This window comes from Streptomyces sp. NPDC086549 (assembly GCF_044746205.1).
Classification (GTDB): domain Bacteria; phylum Actinomycetota; class Actinomycetes; order Streptomycetales; family Streptomycetaceae; genus Streptomyces.
In genome coordinates, this window is record NZ_JBIVBS010000008.1 from 390975 (window position 1) to 407662 (window position 16688).

The 16688-nt window shown below is 71.9% G+C and carries 14 protein-coding genes; 4 read left to right on the forward strand and 10 right to left on the reverse strand.

The genetic code is table 11. The features are described from left to right. Nucleotides 1-15: 15 nt before the first annotated feature. The gene (locus ACIPSA_RS26365; protein ID WP_402638535.1) at nucleotides 16-1236 is read left to right on the forward strand and encodes a protein kinase; all 1221 of its coding nucleotides are present in this window, start codon (nucleotides 16-18) and stop codon (nucleotides 1234-1236) included. 9 nt (nucleotides 1237-1245) lie between these two features. Here the strand turns inward: ACIPSA_RS26365 and ACIPSA_RS26370 are convergent, their stop codons facing one another. Together ACIPSA_RS26370 and ACIPSA_RS26375 are read right to left on the reverse strand one after the other, a co-directional pair. Then, entirely contained in the window at nucleotides 1246-2193 is a 948-nt protein-coding gene (locus ACIPSA_RS26370; protein WP_402638537.1) for a lysylphosphatidylglycerol synthase domain-containing protein, read from the reverse strand. Beyond that, entirely contained in the window at nucleotides 2190-3677 is a 1488-nt protein-coding gene (locus ACIPSA_RS26375) for a hypothetical protein (RefSeq protein WP_402638539.1), read from the reverse strand. Before ACIPSA_RS26375 ends, ACIPSA_RS26370 begins: the two co-directional genes overlap by 4 nt. A 170-nt stretch (nucleotides 3678-3847) precedes the next feature. On the opposite strand from ACIPSA_RS26375, the gene ACIPSA_RS26380 reads away from it, so the two are divergent. Continuing rightward, nucleotides 3848-4234, forward strand: a complete 387-nt coding sequence (locus ACIPSA_RS26380; RefSeq protein WP_402638542.1) for a BlaI/MecI/CopY family transcriptional regulator — start codon at nucleotides 3848-3850, stop codon at nucleotides 4232-4234. After that, nucleotides 4231-5124, forward strand: coding sequence for a M56 family metallopeptidase (locus tag ACIPSA_RS26385; protein WP_402638545.1), 894 nt, complete (start codon nucleotides 4231-4233; stop codon nucleotides 5122-5124). The genes ACIPSA_RS26380 and ACIPSA_RS26385 overlap by 4 nt, the downstream gene beginning before the upstream one ends. A gap of 23 nt (nucleotides 5125-5147) precedes the next feature. On the opposite strand, the gene ACIPSA_RS26390 is transcribed toward ACIPSA_RS26385, so the two are convergent. Together ACIPSA_RS26390 and ACIPSA_RS26395 are read right to left on the reverse strand one after the other, a co-directional pair. Beyond that, a complete protein-coding gene (locus ACIPSA_RS26390; protein WP_402638547.1) occupies nucleotides 5148-7490 on the reverse strand; it encodes a glycoside hydrolase family 65 protein in 2343 nt (780 codons plus the stop codon). Beyond that, a complete protein-coding gene (locus ACIPSA_RS26395; protein ID WP_402638549.1) occupies nucleotides 7487-8227 on the reverse strand; it encodes an HAD family hydrolase in 741 nt (246 codons plus the stop codon). The genes ACIPSA_RS26390 and ACIPSA_RS26395 overlap by 4 nt, the downstream gene beginning before the upstream one ends. 92 nt (nucleotides 8228-8319) lie before the next feature. On the opposite strand from ACIPSA_RS26395, the gene ACIPSA_RS26400 reads away from it, so the two are divergent. Continuing rightward, the gene (locus ACIPSA_RS26400) at nucleotides 8320-9009 is read left to right on the forward strand and encodes a nucleoside/nucleotide kinase family protein (protein WP_402638551.1); all 690 of its coding nucleotides are present in this window, start codon (nucleotides 8320-8322) and stop codon (nucleotides 9007-9009) included. Nucleotides 9010-9260: 251 nt separating this feature from the next. Here ACIPSA_RS26400 and ACIPSA_RS26405 read toward each other — a convergent pair whose 3' ends face one another. The 6 genes from ACIPSA_RS26405 to ACIPSA_RS26430 all read right to left on the reverse strand — a co-directional run bounded on the left by ACIPSA_RS26405 (nucleotide 9261) and on the right by ACIPSA_RS26430 (nucleotide 16477). Next, on the reverse strand, nucleotides 9261-9434 hold the full coding sequence (locus ACIPSA_RS26405; protein ID WP_402638552.1) for a hypothetical protein: 174 nt from the start codon (nucleotides 9432-9434) through the stop codon (nucleotides 9261-9263). Nucleotides 9435-9474: 40 nt separating this feature from the next. After that, on the reverse strand, nucleotides 9475-10812 hold the full coding sequence (locus ACIPSA_RS26410) for an ABC transporter substrate-binding protein (RefSeq protein ID WP_402638555.1): 1338 nt from the start codon (nucleotides 10810-10812) through the stop codon (nucleotides 9475-9477). Nucleotides 10813-11074: 262 nt separating this feature from the next. Further along, on the reverse strand, nucleotides 11075-12892 hold the full coding sequence (locus ACIPSA_RS26415) for a hypothetical protein (protein WP_402638592.1): 1818 nt from the start codon (nucleotides 12890-12892) through the stop codon (nucleotides 11075-11077). A gap of 44 nt (nucleotides 12893-12936) precedes the next feature. Beyond that, entirely contained in the window at nucleotides 12937-14664 is a 1728-nt protein-coding gene (locus ACIPSA_RS26420) for a hypothetical protein (protein WP_402638557.1), read from the reverse strand. Between the two features lie 2 nt (nucleotides 14665-14666). Further along, on the reverse strand, nucleotides 14667-15569 hold the full coding sequence (locus ACIPSA_RS26425; protein WP_402638559.1) for a carbohydrate ABC transporter permease: 903 nt from the start codon (nucleotides 15567-15569) through the stop codon (nucleotides 14667-14669). Continuing rightward, entirely contained in the window at nucleotides 15566-16477 is a 912-nt protein-coding gene (locus tag ACIPSA_RS26430) for a carbohydrate ABC transporter permease (protein WP_402638561.1), read from the reverse strand. Before ACIPSA_RS26430 ends, ACIPSA_RS26425 begins: the two co-directional genes overlap by 4 nt. Nucleotides 16478-16688 lie beyond the last annotated feature (211 nt).

Consider the following 16688-nt stretch of genomic DNA (forward strand, 5'->3'; position numbering starts at 1 on the left):
CGTTCAGGTGTTGTCGTGACCCAGGGGGGTGCACACGTGCTGCTGGCGGGCCGCTATGAGCTGGACGAGCTGCTGGGACGCGGCGCGATGGGTGAGGTGTGGCGGGCTGCCGACCATGTCCTCGGACGCTCCGTCGCGGTCAAGCTCCTGCGGGCGGAAGAGGCGACGGACACGGAGCGGTTCCGACGGGAGGCACAGATCGCGGGTCGGCTCAACCACCCCAACGTGGTGGGCGTGCACGACTTCGGCTCCCACGACGGTCAGCTGTACCTGGTCATGGAACTCGTCGACGGCTGGAGCCTGGCCGAGGAGCGCTCGCTGCGCGGCACCCTGGATCCTCATGAGGCGGCTGGCATCGCTGCGCAGGTGGCCGCAGGCCTGGCCGTGGCGCACCGCGAGGGAGTGATCCACCGGGACATCAAACCCGCCAACGTCATGCTGACCACCGATCGCATCGCCAAGATCACGGACTTCGGGATCGCCCGCTTCGCCGGCGACGCCGGCAGCACGCTCACCGCGACGGGCAAGATCGTCGGCACCGCCGATTACCTGGCCCCCGAGCGCGCCCTGGGACGCCCGGCCCAGCCCGGCTCAGACGTCTACTCGCTCGGCTGTGTGCTGTACGAACTGCTCACCGGCCGGCCCCCGTTCCAGGGCACGACCTCGCTGGCCGTGGTGCAGCAGCAGGTCGACGTCCCGCCCCTGCCGCCGGCCCAGCTGCGCCCGGAGATACCGCCACTGCTCTCCGAGTATCTGCTGCACCTGCTCAGCAAGAATCCGGAGCACCGGCCCTCGGCGGCGCAAGCGGCCAGTTGGCTCGCCGGGCAGGAGTGGACGCCGTCCGGGACGGAGTCGGCCGGCACCGCTCTCCTGCCCGCTCCGGTCGTCCCGTCGTCCGGTCCGCCGCGGACTGCTGCCGGTGCTCCACGCTCCCCGCGCCGGGGCTCCCGGAAACCCGCCTCGAAGGCCGTTCTGGGCGGTGCGGCCCTCGCCCTGTTCGGAGTGGCCGCGGCCATCGGCGCATCGCTCGTTTCCGGCGACGACAGCCCTTCGTCACCCACTTCGCCCGCCCCCACGACCATCACGTCCGTACCTGCCGACGGGACCCCAGGCGCCACGGCACCCTCAGCCGCCCCGACCACAGCGGCGCCGCGGGCGGAGGATCACGAGGACGACCAGGGGAACGGCAAGCACGGCAAGCACGGCAAGGACAAGGGCAAGGGCTCCGACGACTGAGCCGACGGCTCACAGCGCCTTGCGGCGGATCAGCATCCCGAGCACCAGCAGGCCCGGGAGCAGGGGCAGCCACACGGTCAGGAGGCGGTAGCCGAGCACCGCGGACGCGGCCGCGGCGGAGGGCGCTCCGGAGGAGGTGAGCGCGAGGGCGAGTGCCGCGTCGAGGGAGCCGAGGCCGCCCGGGGTGGGCAGCAGGGCGGCGGCGCTGCTGGCGGCGAGGTACAGCAGCGCCACCCGGACCGGGGGCAGGGGCAGCTCGACGGCCTGGGTGACGGCGATCAGCACCAGGGAGTGCAGACCGGCGAAGGCCAGCGAGCCGCCCCACAGGGCGACCGCGCGCCGCGGATGCGCGTGTACGGCGCGGATGCCGGCGAGTACGGCCGCGAGGGCGCGCCGGCACCGGGGCCACAGCGGGCTGTTGAGCAGGACGACGACGAGCGCGGCCGCGACGAGTGCGGCGACGAGGACGGGCCGCGAGACGTGCGGGATCCGCAGCAGCCCCGGGCACGCCGGGGCGAGCGCCGCGAGCAGCAGCCCGCGGGCCGCCGCTCCCGCCGTCGCCTTGACCGCGAGGGCACTGGCCGAGCGGCCCGCCGGAAGGCCGCAGCGCATCAGGAACCGCAGGTTCACCGCGCCCGCGCCGAGCCCCGCCGGCAGGACGTGGTTGGCGGCGGAGGCGGCGAACTGCGCGGCCACCAGGCGTCCGCCGGGCAGCCGCGAGGTGACCGCACCCTGCTGGGCGAGCGCCGAGGACGCCCAGGTCGCGACCGCCGCCGTCGCGGCGACCAGCAGCCAGCCCTGGTCGGCGACGGCCAGCCGCACGGCTCCGGTGTGGAGCGCCGGCCAGTGCCGAAGGGCCAGGTAGGCCGCGCACATCAGGACGGCGACGCAGACGGCGGCGTGCCAGTAGGCCCGACGGCGGCCGAGGGCGGTCGCGAGGTCCGTCGGGGTGCTCATGAACCCGCGGCCGGCGTGGCGTAGTAGAGGCGCAGCCCGCCGAAGGGTTCGGACGGCCAGTCACGGGCGTATGCGGGCGGGCGGGTGCCCGTGGTGACGAGTGTGGCGACGGGTGTGCGGCGCGCGGTCCGTGCGATGACCGACGCCGTGCTGTTGGCGTTGTGGCCCGCGGTCGCGGCGGAGGAGCAGCCCGCGTAGAACGCGATGGGGATCGCGTTGTCGCCGGTGAGGAGGCAGGGCGGGCGGACACCCAGATGGTGCAGTTCGGCGGCGGTACGGGCCCAGTCCCGGTGCGCGGCCGTGGTCCGGCCGACGGTGGCCTGCAGGACGGCGTACTGCACCGCCAGGTGCCCGGCGAGGCCGAGCGCGACCAGGGTCACGGCCACCGGCCGCCAGGCCCGGCCGGGTGTGGTCACGAGGTGCACGAGGGCGTCGGCCACCGGGAGGGCTAGCAGGGCGTAGGCGGGCAGCAGGAAGCGGGGAGCCGCGTATCCGATCATGAACAGGTAGGGGAAGGCGGCCGTCACCCCGCAGGCCAGCGGCACCAGGGTGACGGCGGTGCGCCGGGCCCGGATCGCCACGGCCAGGCCGAGCACGGCGAGCAGGGGCAGGACGAACCACCAGACGGTGACGACCGGGGCGGGCATCGCTCCGGTGCACGGGCGGCACAGGGCCCGGCCACCCAGGCTGCGCAGCTGGTCGGCGACGGCTACGTGCCAGCCGAGGCCGCCCTGGATCGCGGAGCCGTCGGACAGCCGGCGCCCCAGGCCGCCGTAGGCGACGTACGCCTCGATCACCCACTCCGCGGCCCCGGCCGCCAGTCCGGCCAGCAGCGCGGCGAGCGGGCGCCAGTGGCGGCGGTACGGCGCGAGGGCGAGCAGGGGCAGGGTCGCCCAGACCGCGTCGGTGGGCCGCATCAGGGCCATCAGCGTCCCGCTCGCCGCCAGCCCCCACAGCGCCGCCTTGTCGGAGCGGTCCGCTCGGGCGCGCAGAAAGCACGCCGGGGCGGCGAGCGCGCCGACGGCGACCCAGTAGTTGGGCATGGCCTGCGGACCGTAGAAGAGTGTCACCCAGAGCGAGGCGAACAGGGCGCCGGCCAGGGCCAGGACACGGACCGGGAAGAGGCCCCGCCAGGCGCGCAGCGCCAGGAGGAGAGCGAGGCCGGAGAGGACGGCGAGGTAGATCCGCAGCAGGGGCGTGGACGACGACCAGGCGGTGACGGGTGCCACGAGCAGCGGGACACCGCGGGCGCGCGGTGCGCTGAAGTAGGCCGCCGGGGCGTGCGCGCTGATCTGGCTGACGTACACCGTCTCGTCCCAGCCGAGGCCCATCCCGGGGTGGACGAGGAGGATCTGGGCCAGGGTGAACGCGCCCGCCACGGCAGCCAAGGGGCCGTCGGCGAGGGCACGTCGGGCGCCGCCGGTCCCGTACCGAGCTCCGCCGCGGCGGGCCCCGGCGAGTGTGGCGTTCGCACTGCCGGCCATCGTCCACCCCTCCGCCCCTACAACTTGTAGGGGCATGCGTCACCCTACAGTCTGTAGTGCCGAGGGCGGGAACCATGGAAAAAACACGGCCAAACTAACCCGTATCGGAGGCCTGTACCGCATGGGTACGGCCATGCGAATGACGGCCCTACGCGCTGTAAGGTTGGGGCATGGCTGGCACAGGGTCCCGCGACAGGGTGGAGCGGCGCAGCGCCGGGGAGTTGGAGAGCGAGGTCCTGGCCACCCTCTGGGCCACCGAGCGGCCGCTGACGCCGGCCGAGATCCAGGCGGAGATCGACGGCGGGCTCGCCTACAACACGGTGCACACCATCCTCAAACGGCTGTACGACAAGGGGCTCGTCCTGCGTGACGCGGACGGGCGGCGCGGCGCGTACCGGCCCGCGAAGAACGCGGCCGAACTGACCGCGGAGGCGATGCACGAGGCCCTCGACCGCGGTCCCGACCCGATCGCCGCACTGCAGCAGTTCGTGTCCGGGCTGAGTCCCGAGGAGGAGCGGGCCCTGCGTGACCTGCTCGGCGGCGGAGGCGGGGCATGAGGTTCGACGTCTACATCCCCCTGCTGCTGTCCCTGCTGCTCCCCCTGGTCAGCCCGGTGATCGGCAGACGGATCGCCCCGGCACTCGCCGCGCGTGTCCTCACCTCCGCCGCCGTCCTCACCGCGGCGGCCACCACCTGGTCCCTGCTCCTGCTGACCACCGCGCTGGTCGGGGACGCGCCGCCGGTGGTCCGGGAGGCCCGCGAGGACGGGCGCCGGCTGGCCGATCCGGTGCCCGAGGTGATCGGGATCGCCGCGTGTCTGGCCCTGGCCGTCGTCGCCTGGCGTGTCCACCAGGCCCTGCGCGCGGAGCGCCGTACGCGACGGGCGCTGCGCCGGCTGTGCGAGGGGCATCCGGCGGACACCGAGCTGATCGTCGCCGCCTCTCCCCTGCCGCAGGCCTTCGCCATCCCCGGCCGTCCGGGCCGGATCCTGGTCACCTCCGCCATGCTGGGCGCGCTCGAACCGGCGGAGCGCCGGGTCCTGCTCGCCCACGAACGCGCCCATCTGGCGCACCGGCACGGCCTTCTGGTCACCGCGGCCACGCTCGCCGCCAGGGCGAATCCACTGCTCTCGCCGGTCCGTTCCACCGTGACCTTCCTCGTGGAACGCTGGGCGGACGAACAGGCGGCGGACGCCGTCGGGGACCGCGCGGCCACCGCCCGCGCCCTGGCCCGCGCCGCACTCACCGCGGGCCGGGCCCGGCCCGCGTGCGCGCTGAACTTCACGGACCGTGCCGTCACCCGCCGCATCGCGGCCCTCCAGACGGCCCCGCCCCCACGCCTGTGGCCCGCCGCCGCTGCCGTCCTCGCCCTGGGTGTCCTCCCGGCACTGCTGGCCGCCGACGCCACGGACGATCTGTACCGCCTGCTGACGAGCGTCCTCACCTGAGCCGCTCCGTCACCGGCCGGCACTCAGCCGCTGTTCGGGGCACGATGCGGCGGTTGCTCGGGAGCCGGGCGGCAGATCACCGGGGGCACCGCCCGCACCGCGGGGCCGTCGGGGTCCAGCGTGACCGGCTCGCCGTGGTGGTGAATCGTCAGCGGCTCGCCGTCCAGCAGTGTGTACACGGCCTTGTCGGCCTCGATCTCCACCCGCAGACGACGGCCCAGGACCTGCAGGCGGAAGGCCAGCCGCCGGAGCCTCTCCGGCAGCCGCGGGGCGAACCGCAGCCCGTCACCGGACCGGCGCATCCCCCCGAAGCCCGCCACCAGCACCGTCCAGGTGCCGGCCAGGGACGCGATGTGCAGTCCGTCCCGGGTGTTGTGCTCCAGGTCCTCGAGGTCCATCAGAGCGGCCTCGGCCGCGTAGTCGTAGGCGAGCCGCAGATGGCCCGCCTGTGCGGCGACCACCCCCTGGCAGCACGCGGACAGGGAGGAGTCGCGCACGGTCAGCGGCTCGTAATAGGCGAAATTGCGGGCCACGTGGTCGTCGTCGAAGAACGTGTCGCAGGTGTACATCGCCAGCACCAGGTCGGCCTGTTTGACGACCTGCTTGCGGTAGAGGTCGAAGTACGGGAAGTGCAGCAGCAGCGGGTACTGGTCGGGGCGGGTGCCGGCGAAGTCCCAGCGCTGGTAGCGGGTGAACCCGGCGTGCTGTTCGTGGACGCCGAGTTCGTGGTTGTAGGGGATGTGCACGGCCTCGGCGGCGTCCCGCCAGGCCGCGCTCTCCTCCTCGTCCACCCCGAGCCGGTCGGCTTGTTGCGGGTGCCGTGCGACGGCGTCGGCCGCCGCGAGCAGGTTCGCGCGCGCCATCAGGTTGGTGTACGTGTTGTCGTCGGCGATCGCGCTGTACTCGTCGGGGCCGGTGACGCCGTCGATGTGGAAGACCCCGTGGTGGTCGTGGTGGCCCAGCGACCGCCACAGCCGGGCCGTCTCGACCAGCAGCTCCACGCCGGCCTCCCGCTCGAAGGCCGTGTCCCCCGTGGCGGCGACGTAGCGGATGACGGCGTCGGCTATGTCGGCGTTCACATGGAAGGCCGCGGTACCTGCCGGCCAGTACGCCGACCCCTCCGAGCCCGCGATGGTCCGCCAGGGGAACGCGGCGCCGTCCAGGCCGAGTTGGGCCGCGCGCTCGCGGGCCGCGGGCAGGGTGCTGTGCCGCCAGCGCAGCGCCTCGGCGACGGTCGCGGGGGCGGTGTACGTGAGGAGCGGGAGCACGAACATCTCGGTGTCCCAGAAGGCGTGTCCGTCGTACCCGGAGCCGGTCAGCCCCTTGGCGGGGATCGCCCGCTGCTCGGCGCGGGCCCCGGCCTGCAGGACGTGGAACAGGGCGAAGCGTACGGCCTGCTGGATCTCCTCGTCGCCGTCCACCTCGATGTCCGCGCGGGCCCAGAAGTCGTCCAGGTAGGCGCGCTGCCCGTCGAGGAGTCCCCGCCAGCCGTCGTGTCGGGCGGCGGCCAGCGCCGCGTCCACCTGGTCGGCCATCGCGGGCAGGGAGCGGGTGCCGGACCAGCCGTGGGCGACGAGCTTCTCCACGCGCAGCCGCTGTCCCGGCTCCAGTACGGAGGTGACGGTCAGCCTGGCCACGTCCGTGCCGCTCTCGCTGCTGGTCGAGGTCCGCTCGGGACCGGTCACGACGTGATCGGCGGCCACCGCCACACGCAGACCACTGCGCCGGGTCCGGTGCACCAGCCGCAGCCGGTGGCCGGAGGCGAAGTCGTCCTCCTGCTCCAGCGGCGAGTGCAGCGCGACCGCCGCGCGCGGGTCGCCGTTCGCCCCGGGCAGTTGCTCGTTGGCGACCAGCTCCGACTGGATCACCACGCGGGAGCGGCTGCCGACGGCCTCCACCTCGTACGCCACGGCCGCCACCGCCCGCAGGGCGAACGACACGAGCCGAGTCGAGCGCACCCTGATCGTCGTACCCGCCGGTGAGGTCCACTCGCAGGTCCGCTCCAGCACGCCCCGGCGCAGGTCCAGCACGCGTTCGTGGGAGACGAGCCTGCCGTAGCGCAGGTCGAAGGGTTCGTCGTCGACCAGCAGCCGGAGGATCTTGCCGTTGGTGACGTTGATGACCGTCTGGCCCGACTCCGGATAGCCGTAGCCCGCCTCGGCGTAGGGCAGGGGATGCAGTTCGTGCACGCCGTTGAGGTAGGTGCCGGGCAGGCCGTGCGGTTCGCCCTCGTCGAGGTTTCCGCGCCAGCCGACATGGCCGTTGGACAGGGCGAACACGGACTCGCTCTGCGCCAGGACGTCCAGGTTGAGGTCCGTCTCGCGCACGGCCCACGGCTCGACCGTGTACGACCGGTGGGTGATCACTCCTTGCCTCCCAGCTCGGACAGGTCGTTCACGACGACGTCGGCGCCGTGCGCGTACAGCGCGTCGGCCTGTCCGACGCGGTCGACGCCGACGACGTATCCGAAGCGGCCCGCGCGGCCCGCGTCCATGCCGGCCAGCGCGTCCTCGAAGACGGCGGCGGACTCCGCCTGGACGCCGAGGTCGCGGGCGGCGGCCAGGAAGGTGTCCGGGTGCGGTTTGCCGGGCAGCTTGCGCTCGATGGCGACGATCCCGTCGATCCGTACGTCGAAGAAGTGCTCGGCGCCGACCGAGCGCAGCACGTCGCGGCAGTTGGCGCTGGAGGAGACGATCGCGGTGCGCAACCCCTGCGCGCGGACGGCCTCGAGGTAGCGCAGGGTGCCGTCGTAGGCCTCGACGCCGTCGGTGCGGATCTTCTCCAGGAGCAGGTCGTTCTTGCGGTTGCCGAGGCCGTGGACGGTGCGGGCGTCCGGTGGGTCGTCCGGGGCGCCCTCGGGCAGGTCGATGGCGCGGGAGGCGAGGAAGGCGCGGACCCCGTCGGCGCGTGGGCGTCCGTCGACGTACTCGTCGTACTCCGCGTCGGCGTCGAACGGCCGGCCCTGCTCGCCCTCGTAGTCGCGCAGGAACTCGTCGAACGCCTCCTTCCAGGCGGCCGCGTGGACGACGGCCGTCTTGGTGACGACCCCGTCGAGGTCGAAGAGACAGGCCAGGATGGTGTCGGGCAGACCGAGCTCAGTCATACCCAGCACCCTTCCCCGACGGGCGGGTTCCAGTGGGTGGCGAAGGCCACACGGCGGGAACCCGGAACGAACGCGGTGCGAGACTCTCCTCCGTGCCCCTGACTTTCGACGACCTGCTCGCCCGCGCCCGGTCCCTCGCCGACCGCCGACCGCGCGCGCTCCTCGGCATCGCCGGCAGCCCCGGCGCGGGCAAGACGACCCTCGCCGAGCACCTGGTGCGCGAGCTGAACGGTACCGGTGCCCCCTGGGTCGCCCATGTCCCCATGGACGGCTTCCATCTCGCGGACGTCGAGCTGGACCGGCTGGGTCTGCGGGACCGCAAGGGGGCGCCCGGCACCTTCGACGCGGCGGGATACGCGGCGCTGCTGCGGCGGCTGCGCGAGGAGACCGACGAGGTGGTGTACGCCCCGGGATTCGAGCGGGTGCTGGAACAGCCGGTCGCGGGCGCGATCCCGGTGCCGCCGACGGCCCGGCTGGTGGTGACGGAGGGCAACTACCTGCTGCTGGACGGGGGTTCGTGGGCGCGGGTGCGATCCGGGCTGGACGAGGTGTGGTTCTGCGAGATCGACGAGGGCGAGCGGATCCGGCGGCTCGTGGCCCGGCACGAGGAGTTCGGCAAGGAGCACGAGGCAGCCGTGGCCTGGGTGCTGGGCACGGACCAGCGCAACGCCGAACTCGTCGCGACGAGCCGGGAGCGGGCCGACCTGGTGGTGCCGGCCGGCGCACTGCCCTCGCCGGACCGGGCGGAGAGTCCTGAGCGGCGGCTCCGCGCCACCGGTTAGCCTGCCCGGACGCCGAGTGGGGACTCCCCGTCGGGGGGACGGGTGCAGCCCGGTCCGGCGGATGGTGGTGAGCGAGGCCGAGCGGCGCGGCCGGGGGCTGCTCGGCCTGCCTGGTGGGCGGCCCGTGATCAGGCGCGCAGCGTCAGTCCAGGTTCGCCGTGTGCGTCGCCCGCGAGCTCCCCGATCACGGCCGTGAAGCCTTCGGTAGTTGGTGAAGGACAGGTACAGCGAGTCGAGCATCGGGAAGATCGTCAGGCCGAACAGGCCGACGAACCAGGGGCCACGAAGAGGTACGGCCACCACCCCCCACCCCGCCGTCTGGCGAGGCGGCGGCGCATACGGTCGCGCTCCCGCCGGTCGGACGGGGTCGCCGGAGCCGGCGGCTCCTTCACGACCTCGTCGGTCTTCGCGGTGGTCATACTCATCCCCCTGGCCTTCTCCCGGTCTTCAGATGTACGGCGCGGACTAGCGGCTCAGGATCCCTGCCGCCTGGTCGAAGAACTCGCCCAGCTGCGCCTTGATCGTCTTCTTGCCGAAGGCGACGGCGAGGTTGGACTGGAACAGCAGGTCCCAGATCTGGTCGGCGCCCTGCGGCGGCGGCACTGGAGCGGGCAGGGCGTTGGACGCCTTCGAGACACGCTTGGCGATGTAGTCGGCGTTCGCCATGTTCAGCTTGTCCGTCTCGGTCAGGCCCGAGGCGATCAGGTTGCGGGCCTTGTCGGTCGGCGGGATGCCGCGCAGCAGCTGCATGTCCTTGATCGCCGTCGCGTCCTGGGCGAAGAACGACATGATCTTCACGGAGTCGGCGACCCTCTTGCTGGCCTTGGTGGCGCTCAGCAGCACACCGCCGTTGACGAAGTTGCCCTCGCGGGCGCCGGAGAAGTCGCCCTGCGGGGTGGGCACGAAGTCCAGCTGGGCGTTGGTGATGGAGCCGCCCGCGCCGTAGACGCCGGAGTCGAAGGTGAACAGGGCCTTGCCTATGACGACCGCGTTCTTGGTGAGGTCGTTGTGCGCGGCGGAGGTGATGGCCGGCGGCGGGGAGGCGTGGGTCTTGCGCATCTCGGCCCAGTACTCCCACCACTCCTGCAGGGTGTCGGAGGTGAAGCCGAGTTTCTTGCCGTCGTCGGAGAAGAACTGCTGGCCCTTCTCGCGGGCGAAGATCTCGAAGCATTGGAGGGTGGAGCCGCCGCCGTCGTCGACGCCGTAGGTCCTGCCGCCGCTCTTCTTGTAGACGTCCTGGGCGATCTTCTTCAGGTCGGTCCAGGTCCACTCGCGGTCCGGCAGCTTCAGGCCCAGCTTCTCCAGGCCGCTGCGGTTGACGGTGAACTGGTTGACACCGATGCCGGACGGGACGCCGTACAGCTTGCCGTCGACGGTGCCGGCCGCGAGGAGCGTCTTGGAGAAGCCGGTGAGGTCGAGGGTCTTGCCGACGTACTCGTCGAGCGGGGCGAGGACGCCCTTGCGGGCGTACTGGGCGACCAGCGCGGTGTCCATCTGGAGCAGGTCGGGGGTGCTGCCGCCGGCGACCAGGGTGTTGAACTTGTCGAAGTACCCGTCGTAGCCGGAGTACGTCTCCTGGATCTTGATGTCCGAGTTCTGCTTCTGGAAGTAGGCCAGAGACTTCTTGTACGCCGCGTGGCGGTCGTCGCTGCCCCACCAGGTCATGACCAGCTCGCCGCTGCTGCTGTCGGCGCCGGTGCCGCTGCCGCTACCGCAGGCGGAGACCGACGTGCCCAGAGCGCCGGCGACGGCGAGCCCACTCGCTGTGCGGAAGAGGGTTCTGCGCGAGATCTGGTGACCCACCGGGTCCTCCCTGAAAGGTGCGTGACGGATCCCCCGGCCGAGATGTATGCGGCGCGGGTGCGGTGTGATCGTAGTTCGCCCTCCGGGGGACGGCCTCGCCCGGCTGTACCGCCCTTTCGGGTGGGGTCCCTGGCCTCGCCGACCGTGGCCCGCGAGTACGCCCTCACCGGGCTGCCGTACCTTGCCGTACGGCCGGGCAGTACGGCGGTCACGGCGGCGGAAACGGCGCTGCCCGCGCCGTGCGACGCCAGCAACAGTCGAACTAGGTGGCGATGAGGGCGAGTTCGGGCACCCCGTGGGCGTCCTCGGCCCCGATGACGGCCGTGAACGCCTCGGTGTGCACCGTCAGTCCGCCCTCGAAGGACACCCTGAGGTCCCCGCCCGGTCCGTACCGTACGGCGAACACGTGCAGCCCTTCGGGTGCGCCCGGCGCCGGCTCGGCCTCATAGGCGCTGGAGGTGACCAGGTGGCGCCAGCCCTCGTCCGGGTCGCCGTAGCCACGCGGGTCGGCGGCGAGGGCGAACGCGGCCTGCTCCTGGGTGAGTTCGGCACGCGCGTCGAAGTGGTCGACGCCCTGTTCCGTCGGGTGCGTAAGGCGCAGCACACCCGCCGCCGCGACCTCGCCCTCGGCAACCCGGCGCACCCGGTCCCCCTCGTCCGCCGCGTACGGCAGCCCGGCCAGCAGGTAAGGCGTCCCGCCGAGGCGCTCCACGGCCACCGTCACCCACAGACCGGTGCCGTCCGTGACGTACAGCGAGCGCACATGCCGCAGGACATGATCGCGCCCGACGACCGGCTTGCTGACCAGCTTGGCGGTCAGGCCATCGGCGCTCACGTCCCGGACCCGGACCTCGCCCATCGGCCGGCAGAACAGGAAGCCGTCCAGGACCGGACCGAAGCCGTGCTGCCGGTTCACCGCCGCCGGAAGGTAGTAGATGCCGGCCGCCTCGATCAGTGCCGGGGTCATCCGGTGGTCGAAGGCCACCGAGACGGAACCCGCCCGGAGCTGATGGCGGGCCGGAGCGGTCGACGGGGTGCGGTGCCAGGGGGTGGTGTCCTGGATCTGCCAGACCAGCATCCAGGCGAAGTGCCCGTCGACACCGCCGTCCGGCTTGACCGCGTGCCGCCCCCAGCCGGTGTCGCCCCGGTAGCGGCCCAGGTCGGAGCCGATACGGGCGCCGAAGTAGCGCAGTCCCAGGACGGATTCGAAGCCGGAGTGCTGTTCGCTGTAGCGGGGGCCGCCGTTGTCGAAGCCGCCGTTCGGCAGCCGGGCGTCGATGTAGCGGGCGAGCGCGTCCCCGTCCTCGGCGAACATCTGCGCACCGCTGATCCGGTGGGCCTGGGCGAGGAAGGACAGGGAGATCGGGCCGTAGTTGTTGTCGTAGGCGCCGCCGTGCTCGGGCGGCAGCAGGGCACCCCGGTCGAGGACCCGGTGGGCGCGGATCTCCTCGGTGTACAGGGTCAGGGCCCGCTCGCGGACCGATTCCCCTTCCGCCGCCGGGAGATGGCGTGCCAGCATCAGTCCGCCGACCACACACCCGATCGCCTGGTTGCCGGCCTCCTGCGGGTTGAAGAAGGTGGCCTCGGTCAGCCAACGCCAGTAACCGCGGCCCACCTCGACCAGCGCCGAGCGCTGTTCGTCGTCGACCAGGCCCTCCGCCAGGTCGAGAACGTTGACCGCCTGGAGCAGCGCCCAGACCGTGCTGGGCCAGTCGCCGATCGGGTGGGCGCCCGCCGCCAGGACGTAACGGGCGTACGGCAGGCGGGAGTCGCGGACCTTCAGGTTCGGGTAGCCGGGGTTGTCCTCGGTGTGGACGCGCTCGCGCAGATGGAAGGCGAGGCTGCGGCGCACCGCCTCCGGCAGTCGCGGGTCCTTGCCGCGCTGCCAGGCGAGGGCCAGCAGCGAGGTGACGCCGAGGGAGGTGTCGCCGATGTCGTCGTCGACGTCGGGGTGTTCGAGGTTGCCCTCGGGGGTGAGGCGGGCCAGGGCCTGCTCCACGACGTCGGCGAGGACCGCGTCGTACACCTCAGGGGTGTCGGGCAGGTCGTGCAGCGAGCCGAGCTGGCGCGGCAGGTGCATGGGAGTGGGGCAGCCCTTCGTTCCGGAGGTGGCCATGGCGTGATTCATCGGGGTCGGACGACAGGCGAGGGACGGCGGGCGCGCAGTGCGACGGTCAGTGTGTGAGGGCCGTGCCCACCGATGTAGACGCGGTTCCCGGTCGTCGCGTCGGTGCCGCCCACCACGGTGTAGTCCTGACCCGGGTCGTACCGTAGTACGTCGCTCCGGTCCGGTCCGGCGAGCGGTTCGCCTGCCTCGACGTCGGCCTCGACCCGGATCTCGTCGTCACCGACCCGGTAGGTCATCGGCCCGGTCGTCAGGCACCAGCGTCCGTCGCCGATCGGTACGGCGCCCTCTGGCACGCCGCCCGGCCGGAAGGTCAGTTCGAGGGCCCAGGGCACCCTTGGTCCGCTGATGTCGATCCGCAGGTCGGCACCGTCTTCCCTCACATCCGCTTCGACGCAGGTCGTGTGGGAGACCTCGTCCCGAGGCCGGTCCGGGAAGGCCATCGCGGCCGAGAAGCGTCCCTCGTCCGCCACACGGTAGGCGCAGTCTTCCCGTCGCCGGTCCGGCGGGAACGGCTGGTAGTAGGCGGCAGTGAGGGTTTCGGTGAGCCGGAACCGGTTGTCGGCGAGCTGTTGCATGCCGGCGGCGCGGAACGGGCCCAGGTCGAAGAATCCCCGTGAGAGGCGGACCGCGTCGAGGACGGCGTCGCCGGCGAACAGGCGCAGGAAGGTGGGATTGCAGGCCAGGCCCGAGCGGATGCGCCGGTGCTCAGGCACGTCCGAGCCGCCGTACAGGACGCTGAGCGCGGTGGCGGAGGCACGCGAAGCAAGGCGCGCCGTGGTGATGTACCGGTCGCGGGGAAGGGGGTCCGGCGCCGGTGCCGGCAGCTCGCGGCACAGGTCGGGGGTGAGGATGGTCTCGGCGAGCAGGTCGGGGTCGTCGACACCGCCGGCTGCTGCCCACCTCGTCGCCCGGCTGAAGTCGCCCCGGCCGGTACGGATCGCGAGCAGCCGGTAGTGCGGCAGGTAGGGCGCCAGCGGGAACGGGTGGTTCTGGTCCTGCCGCCGCGAGTGGACGGTCTCCACCGTGCCGTCCGGTCTGATGAGGTCCAGGGTCGCGGTGAGGTTGCGCTCGACGGCGTCCCGCAGGTCGGTACGGCCGAGGACGTCGGCCAGGAGCAGCAGCGACGGGTTGGACACATGGGCCGCGTAGAGGGCGCTGCGCTCCGAGTACAGGCCCTCCGCATCGATGTCGACGCCCTCGGCGAGCCACGCGTCGACACGGTCGAGCAACCGGCTGTCCGGGAACGACCGGTGCAGCCGGGCCAGCGCCGCGCACAGCTCCCAGCGGTGGTTCGGGGTGTGCACCCCACCGGTCAGGAGACTGTCGGAGGCGGCGCCGGCGATCTCGGCGAGCGCGGCCGTGACGTCGCGCAGTTCCGGCCCCGCGCCCGCGGCGAGGACGTGCGCGTCGCACACGTCGTTGACGGTGAACGCGGAGTCCGGCGGTGACTGCACGTTGTCGCCGCCGGCGAAGAGGCCGGTGGCGGTCTGCGCGGCGCGGAGGGCGCCGAGGTGGGCCTTCGTGGCGGCGACGGCCTGCCCGCTGCCGTGCAGCGCCGAGTCCGTGCAACGGTACGCCGCGACCAGAGTCTTCACCCGGCGTGCCAGAGCGCGGTGGGTCACACCGGCGGGTTCCTCGTCGGGGGCGGCCGCCAGCGGGGCGGCCAGCCGGTCGGCGGCGCGGGCCGCCGCGCGGACGAACTCGTGGTCGAGCGGGGTGGACAAGGTCAGTCCTTCAGTCCGGCGTTGATGTCGGCGCCCATGACGTAGCGCTGGAAGACCAGGAAGATGGCGATCAGCGGGATCATGGAGATGACCGATGCGCCGAGCAGGACCGACCAGTTGATGTTCTGCGCGCCGACGATGCTCTGGATGCCGATCTGCACGGTGAACTTGTTGGGGTCGTTCAGCATCAGAAGCGGCCAGATGTAGTCGTTCCACCGCCACTGGAAGGACAGGATGGCGAGGGTCAGCATGATGGGCCGGGAGAGCGGCACCATGATCCGCAGGAAGATCGACAGTTCGCGGGCACCGTCGATGCGTGCGGCTTCCACGAGTTCGTCGGGGACCGTCAGGAAGAACTGGCGGAACATGAAGCATCCGGTCGCGGTGAGCACGGCCGGGAGGATGATGCCGGCGAACGAGTTGTACAGGCCGAGGTTGCGGACCACCAGGAACTCCGGGGCGAGCATGACCTCGGACGGCAGCATCGTGGTGGCCAGGATGCAGATGAAGAAGACCTTGAGCCATTTGTTGTCGTACTTGGCCAGCGCGTACCCGGTGCAGCAGCTGACTCCCACCGTGAGGATCGTCGTGATCACGCACACGATGGCCGTGTTGACGAAGTACTGGGAGAAGTTGGCGCTGCGCCACGCGGTCAGGTAACCCGACAGGGTGGGGTTGTGCGGAACCAGCGTCAGCGGATAGGAGAACAGGTCGCTGGCCGGCTTGAGGGAGCTGAGGATGAACCACAGCACCGGCAACCCGTACAGGCACGCAAGGATCCACAGCAGTGTCGTCGCGGGCACCGCCCGACGAATCCCACCGCTGCTCGCGCCGCGGGGCCGCTTCTTGGAGACGGCCCGTCCGGAACCGGCGTCGACCGGGCGTGGCATGTCTGTGGTTGTCATCGGTTCTCCACCCGTCGGTTGACGATCAGCTGGATGATCGCGACGGCCATCAGGATGAGCATGAGCACGAACGACGCGGCGCTCGCGTAGCCGATCTGGCCCCGCTTGAAGCCGGTCTCGTAGATGTACTGGACAAGTAGGTTGTTCGACGTTCCGGGTCCGCCGTTGTTGAGGGCGACGAACACCGGGTATTCCTTCATCGCGTTGATCGTGTTGAGCAGGATGACGATGAACGAGGTGGGCGCGATGCTCGGCAGCGTGATGCTGATGAACTGGCGCCATGGGCCGGCGCCGTCGAGCGAGGCCGCCTCGTAGTACGACACCGGTACGTTCTTGATCGCCGCGATGAACAGCAGCATCGAGAAACCCGTCCAGGCCCAGGATGCCGCCATCACCACCACCAGCAGCGACAGGTCCGCGTTCGACTGCCACGGAACGGCGTGCCCGCCGAGCTTCTCGATGACGTAGTTGACCAGTCCGAAGTTCTCGCCGAACAGCCACCGCCACAGGACACCCACGACGATGGGCGACAGAAGCCACGGGATGAAGAAGATGACACGGGCGACCGACGCGCCCTTGGCGTGCTTGCTCACCACCAGGTTGGCGGCGAGCAGCGAGAGCGCGAAGTTCAGCGGTACGAAGAGCACGGCGTACAGCAGCGTCCGGGTCAGCGCATCGTAGAAGGTGGAGTCCCCGAACAGGTTGTGGTAGTTGTCCAGTCCGATGAACTGGAACGCCCCCACACCGGTGTAGTTCGTGAAGGAGTAGCCGAGCCCGATCACCGCCGGCCAGACGAAGAACAGCGCGAAGAGCACGACATTGGCCGCGATGAGCACGAGCGGCGCAAGGGTGTACTTGCTGCGTCTCCTGGGCGGGCTCGCGGACACGTCCGAGGCGCGTTTTGTCATCTTCCTGACTCCGTGCTGGTGGAAGGGATTGCTGTGGGCTCACGCCATGAGCCCGGCATCACGTGGGCGCCAGGGCGGGGGGGGGGGGGGGGGGCACCCCCCCCCCCCCCCCCGGGCGGCCCCCCCACCCCCCCCCCCCCGGGGGGGGGGGCCCCCCAAACATAACAACAAGGGGTCGGGCCCCGCACAGCGGGCGGTACGCGGTGCCACC